This is a genomic window from Paenibacillus sp. FSL P2-0089 (assembly GCF_038595095.1).
Lineage (GTDB): Bacteria > Bacillota > Bacilli > Paenibacillales > Paenibacillaceae > Paenibacillus_AQ > Paenibacillus_AQ silagei.
In genome coordinates this window covers 5,761,803-5,784,626 of the sequence record NZ_CP152006.1, presented here as the reverse complement: position 1 = coordinate 5,784,626, position 22,824 = coordinate 5,761,803, and the positions used below count along the sequence as shown (strand labels likewise).

Here is a 22,824-nt window from a genome sequence, read left to right as displayed (position 1 = left end):
TTAATAGATAAAATGTTGTTTTTGGAGGCACTGAAAATGACAGCGAAAACCAGAGTGTTGGTATTATTCATGATCGATGTTGCGATCATATGGTTCAGCATCGTGACGTCCTACCTGTTCCGGTTCTACAATGAGATTCCGCCGGAATATGTGGTACAGATGATCGTGTTCGGCGTAATCTCCACGGTGGCGGTCGGGGGAAGCCTGGTCTACTTCGGACTCTACCGCAGAATGTGGCAATATGCCAGTATTAACGAGATTATCTCGGTCCTCAAAGCTATTGTAGTAGGATCAGTATTGTCATATGCTGCTGCTTATATCATCCTGCCTGAGCGCGTGCCATTCAGCATAGCAATCCGGTCGATGGAGACGGTTCTGCTGCTGGTGGGGGGCGTCCGCTTCTTCTGGAGAGTCTTCCGCAGTGACCGGAGCAACAATAAGAATACTGAGCTTCATACGCTTATTGTCGGGGCCGGAGATTGCGGAATCCTGATTGCCAAAGAACTGACGGGACCTTCCTTCGCGGGCACCCGGCTGGTTGGATTCATTGATGACAGCGCAGATAAATATCACCTGTCCATTCTGGGTGTACCTGTACTGGGTAACCGTTATGATATTCCGCGGATTGTGAAGGAGAAGGAGATTCACGAGATTATTATCGCGATGCCCTCGGTCTCCAGAACCCAAATATCCGAGATTATTAATCTGGCCAAGGCTACAGGCGCGAAGCTGAAGATTATTCCGGCACTGAATGACCTGATCGCTGGCAAGATCTCTGTCAAGAAGCTCCGCGATGTCAGCGTAGAAGACCTTCTGGGCCGTGAGCCGATTGTTGCAGACATGAACAGTATTCTGGGCTATGTTCATAACAAGACCGTACTGGTTACGGGCGCAGGCGGTTCGATCGGATCCGAGCTATGCCGCCAGATATCCCCTTTTGCACCGGACAAGCTGCTGATTCTGGGACACGGCGAGAACAGTATCTATACGATTGAGATGGAGCTGCGCAAGAGCTTCCCTTACCTGGAGATCGTGACCGTAATTGCTGATATTCAGGACCGTACCCGGTTAATGGATGTATTCCAGAGCTACAAGCCGCAGGTGGTCTTTCATGCAGCAGCACATAAGCACGTTCCTCTGATGGAGCGCAACCCTTCCGAGGCCATCAAGAATAATGTCTTCGGTACCCGCAATGTAGCTGACTGTGCAGACATGTATGGTGCTGAGCGCTTCGTGATGATCTCTTCCGACAAGGCCGTGAACCCGACCAGCGTCATGGGGGCTACGAAGCGGATTGCCGAGATGTATGTGCAGAGTCTCAATGTAACAAGCCCTACCAAGTTCTCTGCGGTACGCTTCGGTAACGTATTAGGCAGCCGGGGCAGCGTCATTCCCGCCTTCAAGCAGCAGATTGCAGCCGGTGGACCTGTCACCGTAACGCATCCCGAGATGGTCCGGTACTTCATGACTATTCCCGAGGCTGTTCAACTGGTGATCCAGTCCGGTTCCTTCGCGAATGGCGGAGAAGTCTTTGTTCTGGATATGGGTGAACCGGTTAAGATCCTGACGCTTGCGGAGGACCTTATAACACTGTCCGGTTACGAGCCTTACAAGGACATCGACATCACCTTCTCCGGCATCCGTGAAGGCGAGAAGCTGTATGAAGAACTGCTGACCGATGAGGAGAACCTGGGTTCCACTCAGCATGACCGGATTTTCATCGGCAGACCTAATGTCATCACCCGGAGCCAGATGGAGCTGGAATTCAAACGGTTAGAACGGGTGATCACCGAAGATGCAGAAGCCATCCGCGAAGTGATTAACCAGATTGTACCGATGCAGCCAGTGATCCAGGCAGCCATTAGCTAATTAGAGATGTGGAGGTACCTGAAGTGAAAAGATGGAAAAAAGTATTGATCTGGATGCTGTCGGTCATTGTGGTGTTAGGGGTTGGCGGACTATTCGCGGCCAATTATGCTGTCGACAAGCTGATGAACTCAATGGCGGGCGGCTTCGATGTGGAAGCTGGCAATACGCCCAGTGTCCCTCAAGGACAAGTGATTGAGCCTGTGGTAGCAGATAGCGACCCGTCTGCGGAGCCAGCAGCTTCCGTTGATCCGGCTTCAAGCTCTGCACCAGATAGTACACCTGCATCCGGTAATGTCGCTAATCCGGCAGCTGCCAGCACGGAGAAGCCGGTTAGTAGCGACAAGCCTGCAAGCACTCCTGCTCCAACACCTGCGGGTGTGGATGGATTAGCCCATATCTCAACGGACAAGGCCAAGGAAGTTCAAGAGAACGTAACGATCACAGATAAAGCGAATGTGGCAGCGATCGTAGCTAAGCAGCTCAGTGTCTCAGATATCAAGAGATTGCAAGAGTTGGCCCAAGGCGGACTAACCAATGAAGAGAAGCGGGAAGCTCGCAGCATTATCCTCGGCAAGGTCTCAGAGGAGCAATATAATGAGCTTGCTCAGATTGCCAAGAAGTACGGCGTCAGCCAAGGCAAGACCCGGGATCAGATCTTAGCTGAAGAAGAGCAACTCAAAGCCCAAGAAAAAGGAAGTGAATAGGCATGTTCAAGATCAAGATTCCAGCAGCAGTACTTCTGAGCGTAGCCTTAATGGGCTGTGAGCCCCTGACAGCATCGGCTCCGGTTACCACCGTAGCGGCAGCTACTCCTGTAGCCACTGCAACAACAGCGCCTCTCAAGGCGTCCAATGCTATCAAAGTACAGAATGTGGATGTAACCATGCTATTCGATGGTGTAGCCCTACAGCCGCCAGCCGGACAACATGTGTTCATGTACAATAACACCACTTATGTTCCTTTACGCTTCATGTCATATGCCCTGCAGAAGAGCGTAAACTGGGATGCCAAGAACCTGAAGGTAACCGTAGCGGAGCCAAGCAGCTCAGAGATGGTAGTCATTAAGGAATACCTGATGAATGCGACTTCCAGTCCTTCTTTTACAGCCAAGAATATTACGCTGAACAACGTTAAGGCAAGTTATGTATTTAACGGGAGTACGAAGGCGTTGCCCCAAGGCCAGTCCAGCTATCTGCTGAACGGCTCGATCTATGTCCCCCTAAGATTCTTATCGGAATCTGTAGGAAATTCCATTAGCTGGAATCCGAAAACAAAGACCATTACTGCAAATTCCAAGAACTACGAAGAAAATACGGCTTCGGCGAAGCCAACCGACAAGGGAATTAGTCCATCTGCAAGCCCGACACCGGCACCAGCAGCAACTCCTGCGGCTGAACCAGGTGGAGCAGCAGGCGGTTCAGGATCGGCAGGCACAGGGTCCGGTAAGGTTTCTTATGAGAGTATTACTAGTGAGACAGAAGCGAAGCTGAGCGCGCTACAGTCGCAGAGTACATCTACATTGTTAGGAATTGCCTTTGAATATGTGGCTGCTACAGATGCTGCAACCAAGCAAAGTATCAAGGCCAAAGGGTTAGAGCAACTAGCCTCTTTTAAAGCCTCATTTAACAGTATAATCGCTGACGCTGAACAAAAACTAAACACTAATGGATATAGCACAGCTATTATTGCTCAGTATAGAGCGGCCTTCGAGGCTGAGTTAGATAAGGGAAGAGCCGCGGCTGAGGGTATGGGGAAATAATAGGCTTGAAAAGTATCAATATCAGAACAAACATGGTTTACAGTTTTAGGATGCATTATATTCAAGCGTAGCTGTAAACCATAGAATCTCAAGGACAAGGTGAATGTATGAAGCCTTATATGATCGTAAAACAAACTTTAGATTTCATATTGGCTCTAATCGGAATGCTCCTGTTATGGCCTTTTTTCTTGATTATCGCCGTGGTGATCAAGTCTACATCTAAAGGTCCTGTTCTATTTCGGCAAAAGCGGTTAGGCAGGAATAAAAAAGAATTCTATATTCTCAAGTTCAGAACCATGCGTACAGATACACCAAGCGATATGCCTACACATCTCCTGCAAGATCCTGACTTTTTCATCACCAAAGTAGGCAAATTCCTCAGGAAGACAAGTCTTGATGAGCTTCCTCAGATTATAAATATTCTCAAAGGTGACATGAGTATAGTTGGCCCTCGTCCGGCGCTGTGGAACCAGTATGACCTGATTGCAGAGAGAGATAAGTATGGGGCGAATGAGATTAAGCCTGGTCTTACCGGGTGGGCGCAGGTTAATGGGCGGGATGAGCTTACTATTAATTTGAAAGTAAGTTTTGATAGTGAATACTTGAATAATATGTCTCTGTGGTTTGATTTGAAATGTACACTACTCACAATAATCAAAGTTGCCAAGCATGATGGTGTTGTTGAAGGTAGAACTGTAGTAGGTAATTATCAAGTTACTCCTAATAAAGAGGGGTCAATAGCAGAATGAAACATTTAAATAGTAGAGTTAGTGTAGTTATTCCAACATTTAAACGTGAAACCAATTATCTAGCTAGGGCAATTGAATCAATCAAGAATCAGAGTTATAAAAATATAGAAGTGGTAATAGTCGATGATAATCCACCGGATTCTTTGTTTAGAACTCAAGTGAAAGATTTCATGCAGAGGTATATTAATGATCTAGATGTTATTTATCTGATGAATAAGAAAAATATTGGAGGCTCCTTGGCGAGGAATAATGGAATAAATGTCGCAACAGGAGACTATATTACCTTTTTGGATGATGATGACGAGTATCTTCCAGAGAAAATAAAGAGACAACTTGAGTTTATGTTGAACACAGGTGCTGATATGTCGTTTACAGATTTAAAACTAGTTAATGAAAAAAAAGAAATTGTTGATTATAGAGAATATAGAGATTTAAAAGGTTTTGAAAAACGGGATTTACTAAAATATCATATTATGAGACATCTTACAGGAACGCCAACATTCATGTATAAGTCTGAAAGACTAAGGGCTATCGGAGGTTTTGAAGATGCGAAAATGGGGCAAGAGTTTTATTTGATGCTGAAGTCTATTGAAAATGAATTAAAAATTCGATACCTCCCAGAATGTGATGTAATAGCTTATAGACATAATGATGGTGGAATATCCCAGGGTGAAAATAAAATTACTGGAGAACTTGCGTTATATAGTTTCAAAAAGAAATATTTTTATATTTTTACATTAAGAGAAAAAATGTTTATTGTCTTTAGACATTATGCGGTTATGGTAGTTGCGTATAAAAGAAACCGAAAATATTTTAGATTAATTTTAAGCGGGTTGATGATGATAATATGCTCACCCCTAGATTTGTTTAATGAAACTAAAAGATACTTAATTAATAGAGTGAAATACAGGAAAAATGAGGAGCTTAATCCATGAGTTTATTCGAGAAAATCAAAAATAAAGAAGAGAAAATTTCTCTGATAGGTTTAGGTTATGTAGGTATGCCTATTGCTCTTGCTTTTGCAAAAAAAGTTAATGTAATTGGTTTTGATCTTAATGAAGAAAAGATACATATTTATAAAAGCGGTATTGATCCTATAAAAGAAGTGGGAGATGAGGCCGTAAAACAAACTACTGTGGATTTTACTTCCGATGAGAGGAAAATTAAAGAAGCCAAGTTTCATATAATTGCTGTACCTACTCCTATAAACGCTGATAAGACTCCCGACCTGAGTCCAGTTGAAGGAGCAAGTACATTAGTTGGCAGGAACTTAACTAAAGGATCTATAGTTGTATATGAATCAACAGTTTACCCTGGTGTTACTGAAGATATTTGCATTCCTATATTAGAAAGGGAATCAGGTCTCAAATGTGGCACTGATTTTAAAGTCGGGTACTCTCCGGAGAGAATTAATCCTGGAGATAGGGTCCATAGACTTGAGAATATAATTAAAGTGGTCTCTGGTATGGATAACGAATCGTTAGAAGAAATAGCTAAAGTATATGAATTGGTTATTGAGGCTGGAGTTCATAAAGCTAGTTCAATAAAAGTTGCAGAAGCAGCAAAAGTAGTAGAAAATAGCCAACGTGATATTAATATTGCATTTATGAATGAGTTAGCTATGGTTTTTGATCGTATGAATATTAATACTAATGAAGTAATTGAAGCAATGGATACAAAATGGAACGCATTAGGATTCAAACCCGGACTTGTTGGTGGCCATTGTATCGGTGTAGATCCATACTATTTTGTGTACGAAGCCGAAAAATTGGGATATCATTCTCAAATTATTTTATCTGGAAGAAAAATTAATGATGGAATGGGTTCTTTTGTGGCAGATGCAATTATTAAAAAATTGATTCTGGCTAATAAAGTTGTAAAGAAAGCTAGGGTAGTTATACTAGGTATAACTTTTAAAGAGAACTGTTCAGATACAAGAAATTCAAAAGTTGAAGATATTATTAAAAGATTAAGAGAATATGATATTGAACCAATAATAGTTGACCCCCAAGCAAATGCTAATGAAGCATTAAAAGAATATGGGGTTAGACTAATAGATTTGAAAAATATAGGAAATGTAGATTGTCTTGTTTTTGCTGTTGGTCATAATGAATTTAGGAATTTAAGTGTAGAAGAAGTGGAGAGATTGTTCTACGAAGGGGGAAATAGTGAGAAGGTTATAATTGATGTTAAGAGTATATTAGATAAAAATGAGTTTGTAAAAAGAGGATACAGTTATTGGAGTTTATAAGTCTCAGTTGTTAGAGGGAGATAACCTATGATTAAATTTAATGATTCAGTGAATGATGATACATATCCAAAAGTTTTGGTTTTTTCTCATAATTGTTTTTCTAACTCAGGTTCAAATGGACGTACTTTAGGGAACTTTTTTGTAGGTTGGCCTAAAGATTCTCTAGCACAATTTTATATTTACAATGAAATTCCAGACTCTAGTGTTTGCGAAAAATATTTTCGAGTAACTGATATTGAGGTTCTTAAGGCATTTTATAAAGGAGAGCGAGTAGGTGGAGTGGTTGAGCGGCATAATATTATAAAAAATCAAGATGGAAAAATGCTTCAGAATTTATATTTAAAACATCGAAAGAAAACCCCGTTAAATTATCTTGTCCGGAACCTAATATGGAATAGTGGTAGATGGAAGAGTGAGGCATTTAAAAAATGGGTTGATGATTTTAATCCTGATGTAATATTATGGCAGGTTGGGGATTACGAATTTATGATAGAAATTGTACTGAAAATTGCCGTAGAGAGAAATATACCGGTGTTTCTATATAATAGTGAAGATTATTATTTTAAAGATAAAAAGACTATCTCACTAACTCACTTTCTCTATCGTTTTCAGTATAAAAAGAAATTCGAAAAATTAATGCAGTATACCTCTTATACAGTCTACATATGTGATATGTTGCAAGAAACATATAATAAGCACTTTATTCACAAAAGTAGTGTGTTAATGACATCTACCAGTATAGTGCCATTACTTGATAGAATAGAAAATGAAGTGTTTATAACCTCTTATTTAGGCAACTTAGGCTTAGGAAGACACAAATCTCTTATTGATATAGCTAATTCTTTACAAAAAATTGATCAAAGATTCAAGCTTGATGTTTATGGTAAAATTCCAAATGAAACGGTTGAAGCTGAATTGAAAAGATGTAGTGGAATTAGATACATTGGATTGATTCCTTATCAAGATGTGATTCGTGTAATGCAACAAAGTGATTTACTAGTTCATGCGGAAAATTTTTCTGATTATAGCAGATGGAGTTTAAAACATGCATTTTCAACCAAAATTTCAGATAGCCTTGCAAGTGGTACGTGTTTATTAGTTTATGCTCCCGAAAATTTAGCGTTTGTAAAGTATTTAAGGGAAACGAAGTCAGCTTATACTGTAACAGATAAAAATGATTTAGTGGAATCTCTTAATACGCTTATAAACGATAGGGAATTACGCAAGAAATACATCAACACTGCTTTAAAAGTTGTTAGTGCTAGACATAATATACTTGATAACGCTAATGAATTTAAATATCTTATTCTGGATACGCTAAGAAAGTAAGGGATTAATAATGAGGATTCTGCAAGTGAATTGTGTTTATAAATCTGGAAGTACAGGCAATATTGTCAATGATATTCATATAAGTTTACAAAAAAAAAATATCCAGTCCTATGTTTGTTATGGCCGTGGGAAAGTAGTGAATGAAAAAAATGTATATAAAACTTCTAGTGAAATTTCAGCAAAGTTTAATGGCTTGAGAGCACGCATTACAGGACTTCAATATAATGGAGCTTTCAGTTCAACAAGTAGGTTAATAGCAGTAATTAAAAAGAAAAAGCCGGATATTGTTCATCTACATTGTATTAATGGTTATTTTGTTAATATATATCGTCTATTTGATTATTTGAAAAAAAATAATATTAAAACAGTTTTAACATTGCATGCAGAATTTATGCATACTGGTAGTTGTGGGTATGCTTATGAATGTAACAAGTGGCTTACTGGTTGTGGGAATTGCCCTCGTTTATGGGACGCTACAAAATCCTATAAGTTTGACCGTACCAATAGTGCATGGCTGAAGATGAAGGATGCTTTTAGTAATTTCAAAGGGTTAGAAATAATATCAGTATCTCAATGGTTAGAGGATAGAGCTAGGCAATCTCCCATCATGTTAGAGCATCATTTTAAGGTGATTAAAAATGGAATTGACACCAAAAATATCTTTTATCCAAGGGATTTTCTTTATTTAAAAGAAAAACATCAATTAAGTGATGAGAAGATATTGCTTCATGTAACAGCAAATTTTAGTCTAAGTGAAAACGATATTAAAGGTGGTAAATACATTGTAGAGCTGGCAAAAAAGTTAGTAGGAACTAATATAAAGATTATAGTTATTGGTGGTCGTGATTTATCTATTCCTCTTCCTGAAAATATAATTAATGTAGGTCGAGTGAATAATCAGAATGATTTAGCAGCTTATTATTCCTTAGCTAATTTAACAATCCTAACCAGCAAACGGGAGACTTTCTCAATGGTGTGTGCTGAATCACTTGCGTGTGGAACGCCTGTAGTTGGATTTGAAGCTGGAGCTCCTGAAACAATTGCTTTATCAGAGTATAGCGAATTTTCATGTTATGGAGATGTTGGAAGACTAAAATTACTTGTAGATAAATGGATTAACAAAAAAGATTCGCATTTGGTTGAAAGTATTACTAAGACATCAAGACAATTTTATTCCAAAGAAAATATGGTTTTTGATTATTTAGAAATATACAACAAACTTCTGAGTGAATAAATTGTCCTTTGAATAACAAGTGCTTGATTGGAGAGTATCATGACATTATACTATTGTCTTATATTATGGATAGGATTAGTATCACTTTTTCTCATAGGTTTAAGGGATAAATACAAACGAAGTCAAATTGTTGTGATATTAGGTTGTTTTGGAATATTTCTTATTCAAGCGTTACGATCAAGATATGTTGGTGTTGATATAAATGGATATTTAATGGGATATCAAATGGTTAAAAATATCAATGTTTTTTCAGGAGAACGTTTGTTTAACTATGACGTTGGTTACATACTATACTCTCAAATATTATCAAAACTTAATATAAGTAATCAAATATATCTAGCTGTTACTGCACTAATAATAATAATCCCTAATTGTTATATATGGATAAAGAACTCTAAAATTCCATCATTAAGTATATTCATATATATAACCTTAGGTTTTTTTACATTTAGTTTTTCGGGGTTACGTCAATCAATTGCTATATCTATAGTATTTTTTAGCTTGAAATACATTCAAGAAAAAAAAACAATTAAATTCATTTTATTTGTAACATTAGCTACGTTATTTCACTTCACTGCTGTAATATTTATTTTTGCATATCCGTTATATTATTGGAAACTGAAACCATTCAATTTCTTTTTTATATTATTAAGTTTTATTATCACTTTTATATTCAAAGAAGAGATTTTTTTGATAATTTATAGACTCTTTAAAGGGGTTCCTGGTGAAGTAGTTGATACAAATGCTTATACTATGCTTGTTATTATGATATTTATATTAATATTGGCATATGTTTTTGATAGTAGTGACAATCAAAATATGAATCTTAATGCATATAGAAATTACATGCTTGTTGCTATATTTGTACAAATTTTTGCGAGTGAATCTAATGTTATTATGAGAGCGGGCTTTTATTACTATTTATTTATTACCTTGTTAATACCAGAAGTGTTACATCAACAGAATCCAAAAATAAAAGTTTTAGCTATCTCGGGGCTTGTACTTTCTTTGCTCTACTTTTTTCAACTAAATACAGGAAGTGGATATCTTGACGTCAGTCCGTACTACTTCTTTTGGGAGTGAAATTATGGAGGGTATTGTGAAATATATTGGATTCTACGATGCAGATTCCTTTTCTAATGAAAATCGCAATTCGTTTTTATCTGCAACAAATAAAATGGATTATATTGCTGATTCAATAGTGAGATCTGGAAAAGAAGTAGGGATTATTTCACCATCTTGGTCGAAAAATGAAAAAGGACTATATTATGGTAGGGAAACAATTCTTTTTGATGGGATAACTCTTACGTGTGGACCTACATTTGGGGCTAAAAGACGATTGTTAAAATTTTTACGAATATTAAATTCTTGGATTTGGTTATTCTTTTTTCTCTTGAAGAATATTGAAAAAGGTGAAACAATAATAGTTTATCATTCCATGATGATTTTAAAACCGATAATTTTAGCTAAAAAAATAAAAAAATTTAAACTTCTTTTAGAAGTTGAGGAAATTTATCAAGATGTGAAAAAATACTCTTCAAGAATGGAAAAAAGAGAATATCATTTTTTTGAAATTGCTGATTCTTACATTTTCCCGAGTGAATTGTTAAATGAAAAGATTAATACTCAAAATAAGCCTTATACAATAATTCATGGTTCCTATCAAGTTGAGGAAGACAGGGCTTGTAAATTAGATAATGGGAAAATTCATGCAGTGTATGCTGGCACTTTAGATCCAAGAAAAGGAGGAATTCTTGCTGTCACAGCTGCAGCATTTTTGACTGAGAAGTATCATGTTCATATTATTGGTTTTGGAAGTGAAAAAGAAAAAAAAGATTTGATGAAATTAGTGGATGAAATCTCAAAAAATACTAAATGCACTATTACATATGATGGTCTTTTTAAAGGGGAAGATTATATTAGATTTTTGCAAAGTTGTGATATTGGTTTAACTACTCAGGATGCTTATGCTCTATATAATAATACATCTTTTCCTTCAAAAATATTGTCTTACTTGACTAATGGTCTACAAGTAGTTTCTGTTCGACTAAAGGCAATTGAGGTTTCAGCTATTGGTCATGCAGTTACTTATTATGATGAGCAGAGTCCTCAGGCGCTTGCAAATGCTATTATGTCAATAGATGTTAATCATACAAATAAGAGTTTCGAGTTAGTGAAAATGCTGGATAACAAATTTGTACGAAATATAAAAGAATTATTAGGGGATTGAAATGGTATATTTAATTTCAAAACTAAAGAGTTTGATAAGAAAAACTAATGAGAATAATAGGACCATTTTATTTAATACTTTAGGTGCCTTTTTAGTTAAAGGTGGAGCATTAATCATCTCATTGTTCACATTGCCAGCTTATATAAACTATTTTGAAAATCAGCGAATATTAGGGCTTTGGTTTACTATGCTCTCTGTATTATCTTGGATACTAACATTTGATTTAGGCATAGGAAACGGTTTGAGAAATCATTTAGTTCCTGTGATAACGAATAAAAATGATTTAATGGCTAAAAAGTATATTTCCTCTGCCTATCTTGTTATAAGTGCAGTAGTTTTGGTAACTGTAGGGTTTTCAATGATAGTTTTTAAATGGATAAGTTGGAACTCCATATTCAATATACCTAATAGCATTGTTTCTGAAAAAGCTTTATATATAACAGTGTGTATTATCTTTTCTGGAATTATGTTTCAGTTTTTATTGAAGTTGATTTCATCAATATTATATGCAATGCAAAAATCCGCTCTTATCAATTTATTAAGTCTATTAACTAGTATTATTACATTGACTTATGTTTCTTTAGCTAAGACATCAGATATAACGTCAAATTTAATATCTATGGCAATTGTAAATGTATTGGCAGTTAATATCCCCTTAATAGTAGTATCTCTAATAGTTTTTTATAAGAAATTACCTAAATGTAGACCGAATATAAGATTTTTTGATCGAAAGTATGCTAATGATATCATGAAGCTCGGAGGGGCTTTCTTCTGGGTTCAAATCATGTATATGATTATTACGACTACGAATGAGTTTTTAATTACTTGGTTCACCGGGCCAGATAGGGTTGTTGAATATCAAATATACAATAAATTATTTACCCTGATCGGTATGGTTTTTACGTTAGCATTAACTCCGATTTGGTCAGCTGTTACTAAGGCATTTGCTGAGCAAAGATACGAATGGATTATAAAGCTCTATAAAATATTACGAATACTAGCATTAGTAGCAGTATTGTGTGAGTTTGGAATGATACTAATTTTGCAATTTGGTGTGGATATTTGGTTAGGTGATAATACCATTAAGGTGAATTATTTTTATGCAGTTATTTTTGCACTATCTGGAAGTATATTTATTTGGAATGGCGTACTTTCTAGTATTGCAAATGGGCTTGGGCAGTTAAAGGCACAAACTATATTTTTTACAATTGGTGCTATCATTAAAATACCTATTGCATGGATCCTTGTGATGGTGTGCGACTCATGGATAGGGATAGTGATTGCCAATATAATAGCTATGGGTTTGTATTGTATTGTACAGCCTATATCGTTAAATAAATTTTTGAAAAAAAGAGACTCTGGAGTTGATAAATATGTTTACAAATAAAACTCTACTAATCACCGGGGGAACTGGATCCTTTGGTAACGCTGTGCTCAATAGATTTCTCAGTACTGACATTGGGGAAATTCGTATATTCTCTAGAGATGAGAAGAAGCAAGACGATATGCGAAAGCTTTACAAAAATGATAAAGTGAAGTTTTATATTGGTGACGTTAGAGATTTACAGTCTATTAAGAATGCGATGTATGGAGTAGATTATATTTTTCATGCAGCCGCACTTAAGCAAGTACCCTCTTGTGAGTTTTTCCCTCTTGAAGCTGTAAAGACAAACGTATTAGGAACGGATAACGTACTAACAGCTGCTATCGAATGTGGAGTGAAAAAAGTAATTTGTTTGTCTACTGATAAAGCCGCCTATCCAATTAACGCTATGGGTATTTCTAAGGCAATGATGGAAAAAGTATACGTTGCAAAGGCAAAAACTATAGATCCTAATAAGACCTTGATTTGTGGTACACGCTATGGGAATGTTATGGCATCAAGAGGTTCTGTTATTCCTTTGTTTGTAGATCAGATAAAAAATGATCAACCGCTAACCGTGACTGATCCTAATATGACTAGATTTCTAATGAATCTGGCAGATGCAGTAGAGCTTGTAATATTTGCTTTTCATAATGCTCAAGCAGGAGATATTATGGTGCAAAAATCTCCAGCATCTACAGTTGGAGATCTAGCTCGAGCGGTAAGAGAACTGTTTGATGTTCAACAAGATATAAAAGTAATTGGTACACGTCATGGAGAAAAGTTATATGAGACTTTATTAACTAGAGAAGAATATGCGGTAGCCGTAGATATGGGAGGATTCTATAAAATTCCTGCAGATCATAGGGATCTTAATTATGATAAGTATTTTATTGAAGGAGATCAAAAATTATCTTCTGAAGAAGAGTATAATTCCCATAATACTGAAAGACTTAATATAGAACAGATAAAGAGAAAATTACTGGAATTAGAATATGTAACTAATGAACTAAAAGGCTGGAATCAATTATGAGGATATTGGTAACAGGCGCGAGAGGATTTATTGGTAAAAATCTTATCGCTGAATTAATTAATGATAAGTATGCTGATATTATGGAATGTGACAAAGATACTGAATCCGAACTGTTGGATACATATTGTAAAGAAGCAGATTTTGTGTTTCATCTTGCCGGGGTAAATCGTCCTAAGGAACAGTCTGAATTTATGGAGGGGAACTTTGAATTTACATCAATGTTATTAAAAAAATTAAGTGCGCATAACAATACCTGTCCTATTATGATTGCTTCTTCAACTCAGGCGAACCTTAATAATGCTTATGGAATGAGTAAAAAAGCTGGGGAAGATCTTATGTTTCATTATGCTGCTGAGACTGGGGCGAAAGTGTTGATTTATCGTTTTCCGAATGTATTTGGGAAATGGTGCAAACCTAACTATAACAGTGCTGTAGCAACATTCTGTCATAATATTGCTTGTGATTTGCCAATTAACGTAAATGATCGAAGCGTTGTTATGAATCTAGTATATATAGATGATCTGGTTAAGGAACTTATTCATGCGCTTAAGGGAAATGAGAACAAACAAGGGGATTTTTGTGAAGTTCCGGTAATTCATTCTACAACTCTTGGAGAAATTGTGGATCTAATATATTCGTTCAAGAATAGCCGTGAAGAACGGGCAATTCCTAATATGTCAGATCTCTTCTCTAAAAAGTTATATAGTACTTACTTAAGTTATTTACCTACAGAAAAATTTAGCTACCCCTTAAAAATGAATGTAGATAATAGAGGATCCTTCACTGAGTTTATTAAAACTCCAGAAAGAGGACAAATCTCTGTGAACATTTCAAAACCAGGGATTACAAAGGGGAACCATTGGCATCATACAAAGAATGAGAAATTTCTGGTTGTAAGTGGAACTGGTGTCATAAGATTCAGGAAAATAGGCTTTAGTGAAATTATTGAATATCACGTTAGTGGAGAAGTACTAGAGGTTGTTGATATCCCTGTTGGGTATACCCACAATATCGAGAATTTGGGTGACACGGATATGGTGACTATAATGTGGGCTAATGAATCTTTTGATCCAGAGAATCCAGATACCTATTTCGTGGAGGTTTAAATGAGTAAACTTAAATTAATGACCATTCTTGGAACAAGACCGGAGATTATTCGTCTTTCTGAAGTGATTAAAAAGTGCGATATGTATTTTGAACATATTCTTGTTCATACAGGACAGAATTATGACTACTCTCTTAATCAGATTTTCTTTGAAGACTTGGGGTTGAGAGAGCCAGATTATTACCTTAGTGCAGTAGGTAGTGACTTAGGAGAGACAATTGGCAACATTATCTCAAAGAGCTACAAGGTGCTCTCAGAAGTTAAACCAGATGCGCTTTTAATTCTAGGTGATACAAATTCTGCTTTATCAGCAATATCAGCCAAAAGATTGAAAATTCCTATCTTTCATATGGAGGCTGGGAATAGGTGCTATGATGAGAACTTACCCGAAGAAACCAATAGACGGATTGTCGATCATATAGCAGATGTGAATTTATGTTACAGTGAGCATGCACGCCGTTATTTAAACTATGAGGGCGTTGCTAAAGAACGTACTTACGTAACTGGATCACCTATGTCAGAAGTCTTAAGTGCTAATCTTAACAAGATAAACAGTAGTAATATACTAACGGATTTGGGTTTAGATAAACAAAAGTATATATTGCTATCCGCACATCGTGAAGAGAATATAGATAATGAAGACAACTTTCTAGCACTGATGAATGCTGTCAACGCTATGGCTGATAAGTATGATATGCCTGTTATATACAGTACTCATCCTCGAAGTGCTAAATTTATTGATCAAAGAAATTTTAAATTCCATCCTAATGTGAGGAGTTTAACTCCTTTTGGGTTTTCTGATTATAATAGTTTGCAAATGAATGCATTTTGTGTAGTATCGGATAGTGGAACAATACCTGAGGAAGCCTCTTATTTTAAATTCCCGGCAGTCTCTGTTCGTACCAGCACCGAAAGGCCAGAGTCTATGGACAAGGGGAATTTTATTATTGGAAGTATAACCACTGAACAGGTATTGCAGTCTGTAGAACTTGCTGTTTCCATGTATGCAAATGGTGACTTAGGCATTACGACACCAGACTATAATGACGAAAATGTAAGTGTAAAGGTAGTGAAAATTATACAGAGTTACACAGGGATAGTTAATAAAATGGTTTGGAAAAAGATGTGATTTGGTTGAGGGATTATAATGTTATAAATGACAGACGAGTTAAATTAACGAAGAATAAAATAATTATTTTCTTGTGTGTAGTATTACTACTGTTACTTATTATTTTCTTCACTGCCGGGCGCTTCCTTCCCGTATCGGAGACTCCAAAGCAAGCAGACGTAATCATCATCCTCAGCGGCGGGGGAGGGCGGGTGGAGCAAGGGGTTAAGCTGTATCAAAAAGGCTACGCGCCGCAGCTCCTGCTGTCTAACGCTAAAGAGATCACCGGCCCCGCCGGTGACATGCGTGAAACAGCCCTTTCCTTGGGCATCCCGGAATCCGCTATTCTGACAGAAGATGCTGCCGAGAGCACCTACCAGAACGCGCAGTTCACGCTTCCGATCATGAAGCAGCATGGCTTTAAGTCGGCGATTGTGGTGTCGTCGGATTTTCATATGCGGCGGGTGAAGTTTATATTTGATCATGTGTATAAGAAGTCGGGGATTGAGCTGACTTATATCGGGGCGGACTCGGGCTATAACGCGAAGGCGTGGTGGAGTGACCGGTATAGCCGGGAGACGACTTTTAACGAATATATTAAGATGATTGGCAATGCCTTCGGCTACAATGGCCCGGAAGCGAAGGGTTCGCTGGAGCAGATTAAGCGCTGGTTCCGCAGTGGGTGAAGCAGGGGGAACAGTAGAGGCAGCAGCTTTGCAATTGTGATACCAGGACGATAGAGACCTTATGAGACTACTAGATGTTTCTGCTGAATCATAACGCCGGGAAGCTGAGGAGATTGCCTGTCCGGAAGTTGCCGGATATAATAACAGGGTTCTAACAAAGAAGACATAGACGACGTTATATGCAGCAGGTTATCTTTTCGATAACCTGCTCTTTATCTTGATTTACCTTAATTAAATTCTCCACCATCCTCTTTATACACCTGACACTACGATATTCAAGGCTTTGATTTTCCCGTTATTAAGCGTGAAGCGGAAATCCAGTGGAATTGGACTGCCTTTGAAATTACCTGAAATGGTGGCGGTGACAACCGTTTCGTCATTTTTCTCCGCACAATTGGTGATTTCAATCCTACCCGCAGCGTCTCTGTTTGCCTTCACAATGAACTTGCTGATAACTTCGGGACCATGAAATTCTTCTCCATTGTCAACTAATATGGCATCCTCTGCAAAGCAGTTAGCGAGAAGGTCACCGTCAAAGATATCTGAGGCATGATAATAGGCTGCAATAGGCTGCGGCAAAGGAATTGCCCTACTGTTAGAGGAAAGAACATTGTGCAGGCGTGTAATTTTATCCCCTTCCACAGTAAAATGAAAATCAAGATAGAGGGGGTCCGGTAGTCCGGTTTTGTCGTAATTTCCGTCTGATTTTGCGGTAACAACGATCTCCTTGGCATTCTGAACGACATTTATGATTTCTAGTCTTAAGCCTACTTCGAAATAGTCTTGGTCGCTCCACTCTTTGATAGCGGTTTTCCCGTGATATTCTTTGCCGGTGTCAAAAACAACGGCATCCTCGGCAAAGATCGAAAGGAAGGCCGCGGGATCATCTGTATTTGTCGCATGAAAATGTTCCTCAACCGGTTGGGGTAATTGAATTTTGTTTATCATAATAATCATTCTCCTTTATAATGTGCGGACAACGCCGCAGTTGATTGTACACTTCTTAATATAAAGGACAAAACCTGACAACAGTCCGTCTGGTTTTGTGTTAAAAAATATGTAAATATGACACACTGGTGTCGTGTTTAGAACGATATACTGTACTTGAATTGAGGTGCTTTAATGCAGATCAGCAGACTTTTCGGCATTGTTTATTACTTACTTGAGAAAAAAGAAACTACGGGGAAAGAGCTTGCCGACCGTTTTGAAGTATCGGTTAGAACAATATATCGCGATATTGAGACATTAAGCAGCGCTGGCATACCTATCTATACGAATCAAGGCAGAGGCGGCGGAATCGTCATTCTTGACAAGTTTATACTCAATAAGTCATTACTTTCTGAAAAAGAACAGGATGAAATACTGCTCGCCTTGCAGAATCTATCAGCAGCGCGGTATCCGGAAATTGAGACTATTCTTTTACGGTTAAGCAGCCTTTTCAAAAAGAGTGATGTTAATTGGATTGAATTGGACTTCTCACCCTGGGGAAGTGATGAACGAAACAAAGAAAATTTCCATGCACTAAAAATGGAAATTATAAGCAAACATATTATTATATTCGAATATTTTAATACCTCAGGTGTGAAAAGCTTGCGCAGGGTTGAGCCGATTAAGTTGATTTTTAAGGATAAGGCATGGTATTTGAAAGCGTATTGCTATGATAAAAGAACATACAGAACATTCAAAATATCCCGTATGGCTAATATTGAAATCACTGAAGAGGTTTTTGAGCAAGAGACATTAGTGGAATCTGCGGCTGAAGTGACAGATAATCAATTTCAGAAATTTATTGATATTCGGTTAAAAATCTCTCCGGCTGGAGCGTATAGAATATACGATGACTTTAGTGAAAAAGAAATAACAAAACATGAAGATGGATCTTTTACTGTTATCGCATCGATGCCCGAAGGAGATTGGCTTTCAAATTACTTTCTCTCTTATGGTCCGATTATTGAAGCGATGGAGCCTCAAAGTCTACGGGATGCTGTTATGAGCAAGATAGAGGTGATGATGGGGAATTTGAATCGAAAGGGTGGACCTACCTTATGAGACTACTAGAGTCTCTATTTTTTTGCGATCATGGCAATCCGGTTGCCTGTAGTTCACGGATTAGACTAATCTGCAGCAGTCTGCGTTATTGACCATTGGAATAATGTGACATATTATTACAACTATAAAAGAAATTATATTGGATTCCAGTTAGGTGGTGTTTGCGTGGTCCCTACTACTAGAACTATGATTCGCGATCAATTAGCGTTGTATTTGTCGCAGAAGGGAATGCCTATTAATCAATTCTCGGGACAATCCGGAATTAATTCAGGAACGCTTAGCCGGATACTTAGTGGTCACCAGCCCATTGCTATGAATCATCTGGAGCGAATCACCCGGGCGATGGATCTGCCGGAGGATCATTTTTATAGCTTATACGTGGATGAATGTTTCTATTTCTCGTCACCCACCTGGCGGCGTCTGCGGCCATTTCTTGTGCGCTCAGCTGAGCTGGGCCGTCTGGATTGCGTTGAACAGGTGGTTCAGAATCTGCTGGAGAATCTGGTCTATGCCCCCATGCTGTTCGAAGTGGCTGAAGGCCTATTTCAAGAGGGGCTGTGGCAAGCTGCCGAATTGCTGTATAAGAATGTGAGTGTCAGTGAGAAGTATCAGAATTCCGAGAGACTCGCGTTATGCCAATACCGTCTGTTCCGTATCGCCATTGGTGATGACCAGGCGCGGAATTTACAGGCTGCGCATCTCTTCGAAGGTTACCTGGACCGGCTGGATGAAGCGGATCAATTGGACGGCTTGAAGCATCTCGCTCATGTATATGTTTCATTGAACAAGTGGCATAAGGTGGATGAGCTGGCGAAACAAATGCAGCAATTAGCAACTCTTCGTTATAATCTCCAGCGTCAGCCGGACCGTAGAGAGAGTAACGAGAAAAAAACCGAAAAACCCCTGTACTTCTATATCCTGTACGCGCAGCTTATCCGTTCAGCTGTGTGTAAGGAGTTAGGAGACTACAATTCGGCATTAGATTGGGTGTCCCTCTATATGGATGGGAGCTGGATACAGGAGGACAATGAAGAAGTGAAGCGGACTATGGTTCAGTTCCAGGAGTGGGGTACCGCAAACAGACTGCTCTATCAGGTGCTGGGAGGACAGTCCGAAGTACTCTCAGCATATGTCGAGTATCTCTCTCACCGACCAGATGAGATATTCATAGGGTTATACAATATTATCTTGTCGGCTAACCGTTATGAGTGGAATGTTGATTCTATTCTGGAGCGATTTGCTGCCTATATTCCATACCGGACGTATTCTACAGAATTTGGCGATTATAATAGGCAGGTTATGTTGGACCAACACACTCAATTCCTTGCTGAAATGGCAGCTTATTTTTTACATAATGAGCGTAAAGAAGGTATTAGATTCGTCCTGCAAAGTTTGGAATCGTCTGCTAGAATCAATAATGAGAGCAATATCATCCGATGTGTTGATCTGTTCGAACAGCACCGGCATCTGGCAGATGAAGAAGAGAAAGAGCAATACAAACTTCTAATTAGGGAGGTGCAGGATTCACATGAAAAGAAAATTGTTCAAGCTTCTAGTTTCCTGTAGTCTGGCTATTGCAATTATTATAACTGTTGGTATTGCTGAGCCTGTAGCAAACATCAGTACTCAAAGTCTTATTCAAATTATGAATCACGGTTTAGGTGGCGGTTGATACTTACCGGTCAGCAAAGATATGATTTCAAGTCAGTACACAGAGCAAACGACGTTCCCGGTATATCGGGAGCGTTTTTAATTTGAAGCGAAGGGTTCGCTGAAGCAGATCATGCGCTGGTTCCGCAGATAAGGCGATTTTGGGAAATAGGCGGTAACCTTAAGGCTCTCCTTCCACAATGCGACAAACAAACCAGGTATCCCGGTCTATAATTAGGAGCAAATCTATTTATAGTCTGGGAGAAATGGACCATGCCTAATTATTATTTTAGGGAAGTGTGGACACCGTTACGCTTGTTCGGGATCAGATTCTACCGGGATGACCAGGACCGGCTGTGGGTGAAGAAGGGGAAGCAGCGGCGGAAGCTGGTACGGAAAGAGGATAATGAGACGATGGAGACCTGAGGGTCTTCATCTTTTTTTATAGGAAATGCAGGTGTATGATGATTCAGTAGACTAGATAGAGAGAAGGAGTTGCGGATATGTTGCCTAAGGAGAAAGTACATAAGTTAAGAGAATGGATGGCGGAGCGCGGGATAGCGGCCTGTGTGGTATTAAGCGGAGATGCGCACATCAGTGAATATGAGGGGGAGCACTGGAAAAGCCGCCGCTGGATTACCGGCTTCACCGGTTCCGCCGGAACGGCTGTGATCACGCTAACGGATGCTGGCTTGTGGACGGATGGCAGGTACTACATTCAGGCGGAGCGGGAACTGGAGGGCTCGGGCATCCGTCTGTTCCGTATGGCTGAACCGGGCGTCCCGCAATGGGATGAATGGCTGGCTGAGCAATTGCCGCAAGGCGCACGTATGGCGGTAGACGGCAGAACGTTGTCCGTAAACGCTATGAAGGGCTTGCAGGCCAAGTTCGCGGCGAAAGGGATTCAGACGATTACAGACCTCGACCCGGTAGGGGCGATCTGGACGGACCGACCGGCCATTCCGGCCGAGCCGCTAATGCTGCATGATGAACAGTATGCGGGCCTCAGCCGGGTAGATAAGCTGGAGCAGGTCCGGGAGGGGATGAAGCGTAAGGACGCTGATTATTATGTGCTGTCTGCGCTGGATGATCTGTGCTGGCTGTTCAACATCCGGGGACGGGATATTCCGTTCAATCCGTATGTGACTGCTTTTGCCATAGTAGGGGTACATCACGCAATATTGTTCGCCGGAGGACATAAAGCCACCCCGGAAGATAAGGATACGCTGGCCCGGGATGGAGTGGAGATCAAGGAGTATGAGGACATCCTGCCGTTCCTGCAGGCGCTCCCGGAAGCGGCTTCGGTGCTGTACGATCCGAATAAAACCGGATATAGTCTGGCGGCGGCCATCCCGGAATCCGCTTCTATTATGGAAGCGCCGGGTCTTGTGGTGGCCCTTAAGTCGATTAAGAACGAGGTGGAGATCCGTAATATCCGTGATGTCTATTTGAAGGATGCCGTTGCCCTTGTAGGATTGTTCAAATGGCTGCAGGAGACCGTCCCCGTGCGTCCGGTGACAGAGGTGGAAGCAGACCAGAAGGGGCTGGAGCTGCGCCGGCAGCAGCCGTTATTCGCTGAGCTGAGCTTTTCCAGTATCTCTGCTTACGGCGCGAATGCTGCGATGATGCACTACTCGCCGTCCGCCGACCATCCGGTAGAGTTGGAAGCCAAAGGCCTGTATCTGCTGGATTCGGGCGCACACTTCCAGAACGGGACAACGGATATCACCCGCACGCTGGCGCTTGGCCCGCTGACGGATGAGGAGAAGAGAGATTTTACACTGGTGCTGAAGTCTGTGATTGCGCTCTCTACGGCCAAGTTCCTCTATGGCTCCACCGGATCTACGCTCGATATTCTCGCCCGCAAGCCGATGTGGGACCATGGCCTCGATTACAAGTGTGGAACCGGACATGGTGTGGGCTATTACTCCAATGTGCATGAAGAGCCGCAGCGGTTCAGCTTCAAGCCGAATGAGGTCCGCCTGGAGCCTGGGATGATTATTACGGTAGAGCCGGGAGTCTATAAGGAAGGCCGTCATGGTATCCGTACGGAGAACACGCTGCTGATTACGGAGGATGTGACTACGGAGTTCGGAAGATTCCTGAAATTTGAAGACCTCTGTTATTCACCAATAGACCTCCGGGCGGTTGAGCCGTCTATGCTAAGCAGCGAGGAGCTGGAGTGGGTGAACCATTATCATGCTGAGGTGTACGATAAGCTGGCTCCGCTGCTGGATGAAGAGCACCGGCTGTGGCTGAAGCGGGAGACGGGGGCTTTGGTGTTGTGAGGAATAGTAGAATTGAAAAGGCGGGGACCTTGGGGTCTTCGTCTTTTTTATATGTTTTTGGAATTTATTTCAGACAAAATGTGACAAAATCCCGGCTTAAAGTTAACTTTCCGGGACCCTG

General features: G+C 39.7%; 20 protein-coding genes. 19 read left to right on the top strand and 1 reads right to left on the bottom strand.

All coding sequences use genetic code 11. The features are described from left to right. Positions 1-36 precede the first annotated feature (36 nt). From NST69_RS24220 to NST69_RS24150, 15 genes are all read left to right on the top strand, one after another. A complete protein-coding gene (locus NST69_RS24220; RefSeq protein WP_342547358.1) occupies positions 37-1,869 on the top strand; it encodes a nucleoside-diphosphate sugar epimerase/dehydratase in 1,833 nt (610 codons plus the stop codon). Between the two features lie 23 nt (positions 1,870-1,892). After that, positions 1,893-2,573 carry a hypothetical protein gene (locus NST69_RS24215; protein WP_342547356.1) on the top strand — a complete coding sequence of 227 codons (681 nt, stop codon included), beginning with the start codon at positions 1,893-1,895 and terminating at the stop codon, positions 2,571-2,573. Between the two features lie 2 nt (positions 2,574-2,575). Beyond that, positions 2,576-3,628, top strand: a complete 1,053-nt coding sequence (locus NST69_RS24210; RefSeq protein ID WP_342547355.1) for a stalk domain-containing protein — start codon at positions 2,576-2,578, stop codon at positions 3,626-3,628. A gap of 107 nt (positions 3,629-3,735) precedes the next feature. Beyond that, the gene (locus tag NST69_RS24205; protein WP_342547353.1) at positions 3,736-4,377 is read left to right on the top strand and encodes a sugar transferase; all 642 of its coding nucleotides are present in this window, start codon (positions 3,736-3,738) and stop codon (positions 4,375-4,377) included. Continuing rightward, on the top strand, positions 4,374-5,312 hold the full coding sequence (locus NST69_RS24200; protein WP_342547351.1) for a glycosyltransferase family 2 protein: 939 nt from the start codon (positions 4,374-4,376) through the stop codon (positions 5,310-5,312). Before NST69_RS24205 ends, NST69_RS24200 begins: the two co-directional genes overlap by 4 nt. Further along, the gene (locus NST69_RS24195) at positions 5,309-6,628 is read left to right on the top strand and encodes a nucleotide sugar dehydrogenase (RefSeq protein WP_342547350.1); all 1,320 of its coding nucleotides are present in this window, start codon (positions 5,309-5,311) and stop codon (positions 6,626-6,628) included. Before NST69_RS24200 ends, NST69_RS24195 begins: the two co-directional genes overlap by 4 nt. Positions 6,629-6,655: 27 nt before the next feature. Next, positions 6,656-7,957, top strand: a complete 1,302-nt coding sequence (locus NST69_RS24190; protein WP_342547349.1) for a glycosyltransferase — start codon at positions 6,656-6,658, stop codon at positions 7,955-7,957. Positions 7,958-7,967: 10 nt separating this feature from the next. Next, on the top strand, positions 7,968-9,191 hold the full coding sequence (locus tag NST69_RS24185; RefSeq protein WP_342547348.1) for a glycosyltransferase: 1,224 nt from the start codon (positions 7,968-7,970) through the stop codon (positions 9,189-9,191). A 39-nt stretch (positions 9,192-9,230) separates the two neighbouring features. After that, a complete protein-coding gene (locus NST69_RS24180) occupies positions 9,231-10,274 on the top strand; it encodes an EpsG family protein (protein WP_342547346.1) in 1,044 nt (347 codons plus the stop codon). 4 nt (positions 10,275-10,278) lie between these two features. Next, positions 10,279-11,421, top strand: a complete 1,143-nt coding sequence (locus tag NST69_RS24175; protein ID WP_342547345.1) for a glycosyltransferase — start codon at positions 10,279-10,281, stop codon at positions 11,419-11,421. 1 nt (position 11,422) lies between these two features. Further along, complete coding sequence (locus tag NST69_RS24170; protein WP_342547344.1) at positions 11,423-12,808, top strand: polysaccharide biosynthesis C-terminal domain-containing protein; 1,386 nt, start codon at positions 11,423-11,425, stop codon at positions 12,806-12,808. Continuing rightward, positions 12,795-13,817 (top strand): polysaccharide biosynthesis protein, encoded by a 1,023-nt coding sequence (locus NST69_RS24165; protein ID WP_342547343.1) that lies wholly within the window; start codon positions 12,795-12,797, stop codon positions 13,815-13,817. The genes NST69_RS24170 and NST69_RS24165 overlap by 14 nt, the downstream gene beginning before the upstream one ends. Next, a complete protein-coding gene (locus tag NST69_RS24160) occupies positions 13,814-14,923 on the top strand; it encodes a capsular polysaccharide biosynthesis protein CapF (protein WP_342547341.1) in 1,110 nt (369 codons plus the stop codon). Before NST69_RS24165 ends, NST69_RS24160 begins: the two co-directional genes overlap by 4 nt. Next, the gene (wecB, locus tag NST69_RS24155; protein WP_342547340.1) at positions 14,924-16,051 is read left to right on the top strand and encodes a UDP-N-acetylglucosamine 2-epimerase (non-hydrolyzing); all 1,128 of its coding nucleotides are present in this window, start codon (positions 14,924-14,926) and stop codon (positions 16,049-16,051) included. It abuts the gene before it with no gap. Beyond that, positions 16,048-16,716: a YdcF family protein gene (locus NST69_RS24150; RefSeq protein WP_342547339.1), complete on the top strand. Its 669-nt coding sequence runs from the start codon at positions 16,048-16,050 to the stop codon at positions 16,714-16,716. Before wecB ends, NST69_RS24150 begins: the two co-directional genes overlap by 4 nt. 252 nt (positions 16,717-16,968) lie before the next feature. Here the strand turns inward: NST69_RS24150 and NST69_RS24145 are convergent, their stop codons facing one another. Further along, positions 16,969-17,664: a nuclear transport factor 2 family protein gene (locus NST69_RS24145; protein WP_342547338.1), complete on the bottom strand. Its 696-nt coding sequence runs from the start codon at positions 17,662-17,664 to the stop codon at positions 16,969-16,971. Between the two features lie 174 nt (positions 17,665-17,838). Between NST69_RS24145 and NST69_RS24140 the strand changes: the two genes are divergently transcribed. The 4 genes from NST69_RS24140 to NST69_RS24125 all read left to right on the top strand — a co-directional run bounded on the left by NST69_RS24140 (position 17,839) and on the right by NST69_RS24125 (position 22,703). Further along, positions 17,839-18,765, top strand: a complete 927-nt coding sequence (locus NST69_RS24140) for a YafY family protein (protein ID WP_342547337.1) — start codon at positions 17,839-17,841, stop codon at positions 18,763-18,765. A 165-nt stretch (positions 18,766-18,930) separates the two neighbouring features. After that, positions 18,931-20,331 carry a helix-turn-helix transcriptional regulator gene (locus NST69_RS24135; protein WP_342550217.1) on the top strand — a complete coding sequence of 467 codons (1,401 nt, stop codon included), beginning with the start codon at positions 18,931-18,933 and terminating at the stop codon, positions 20,329-20,331. A 357-nt stretch (positions 20,332-20,688) separates the two neighbouring features. After that, positions 20,689-20,841 (top strand): hypothetical protein, encoded by a 153-nt coding sequence (locus NST69_RS24130; protein WP_155991469.1) that lies wholly within the window; start codon positions 20,689-20,691, stop codon positions 20,839-20,841. 77 nt (positions 20,842-20,918) lie between these two features. Next, the gene (locus NST69_RS24125; RefSeq protein ID WP_342547336.1) at positions 20,919-22,703 is read left to right on the top strand and encodes an aminopeptidase P family protein; all 1,785 of its coding nucleotides are present in this window, start codon (positions 20,919-20,921) and stop codon (positions 22,701-22,703) included. The last annotated feature ends 121 nt before the right edge of the window (positions 22,704-22,824 follow it).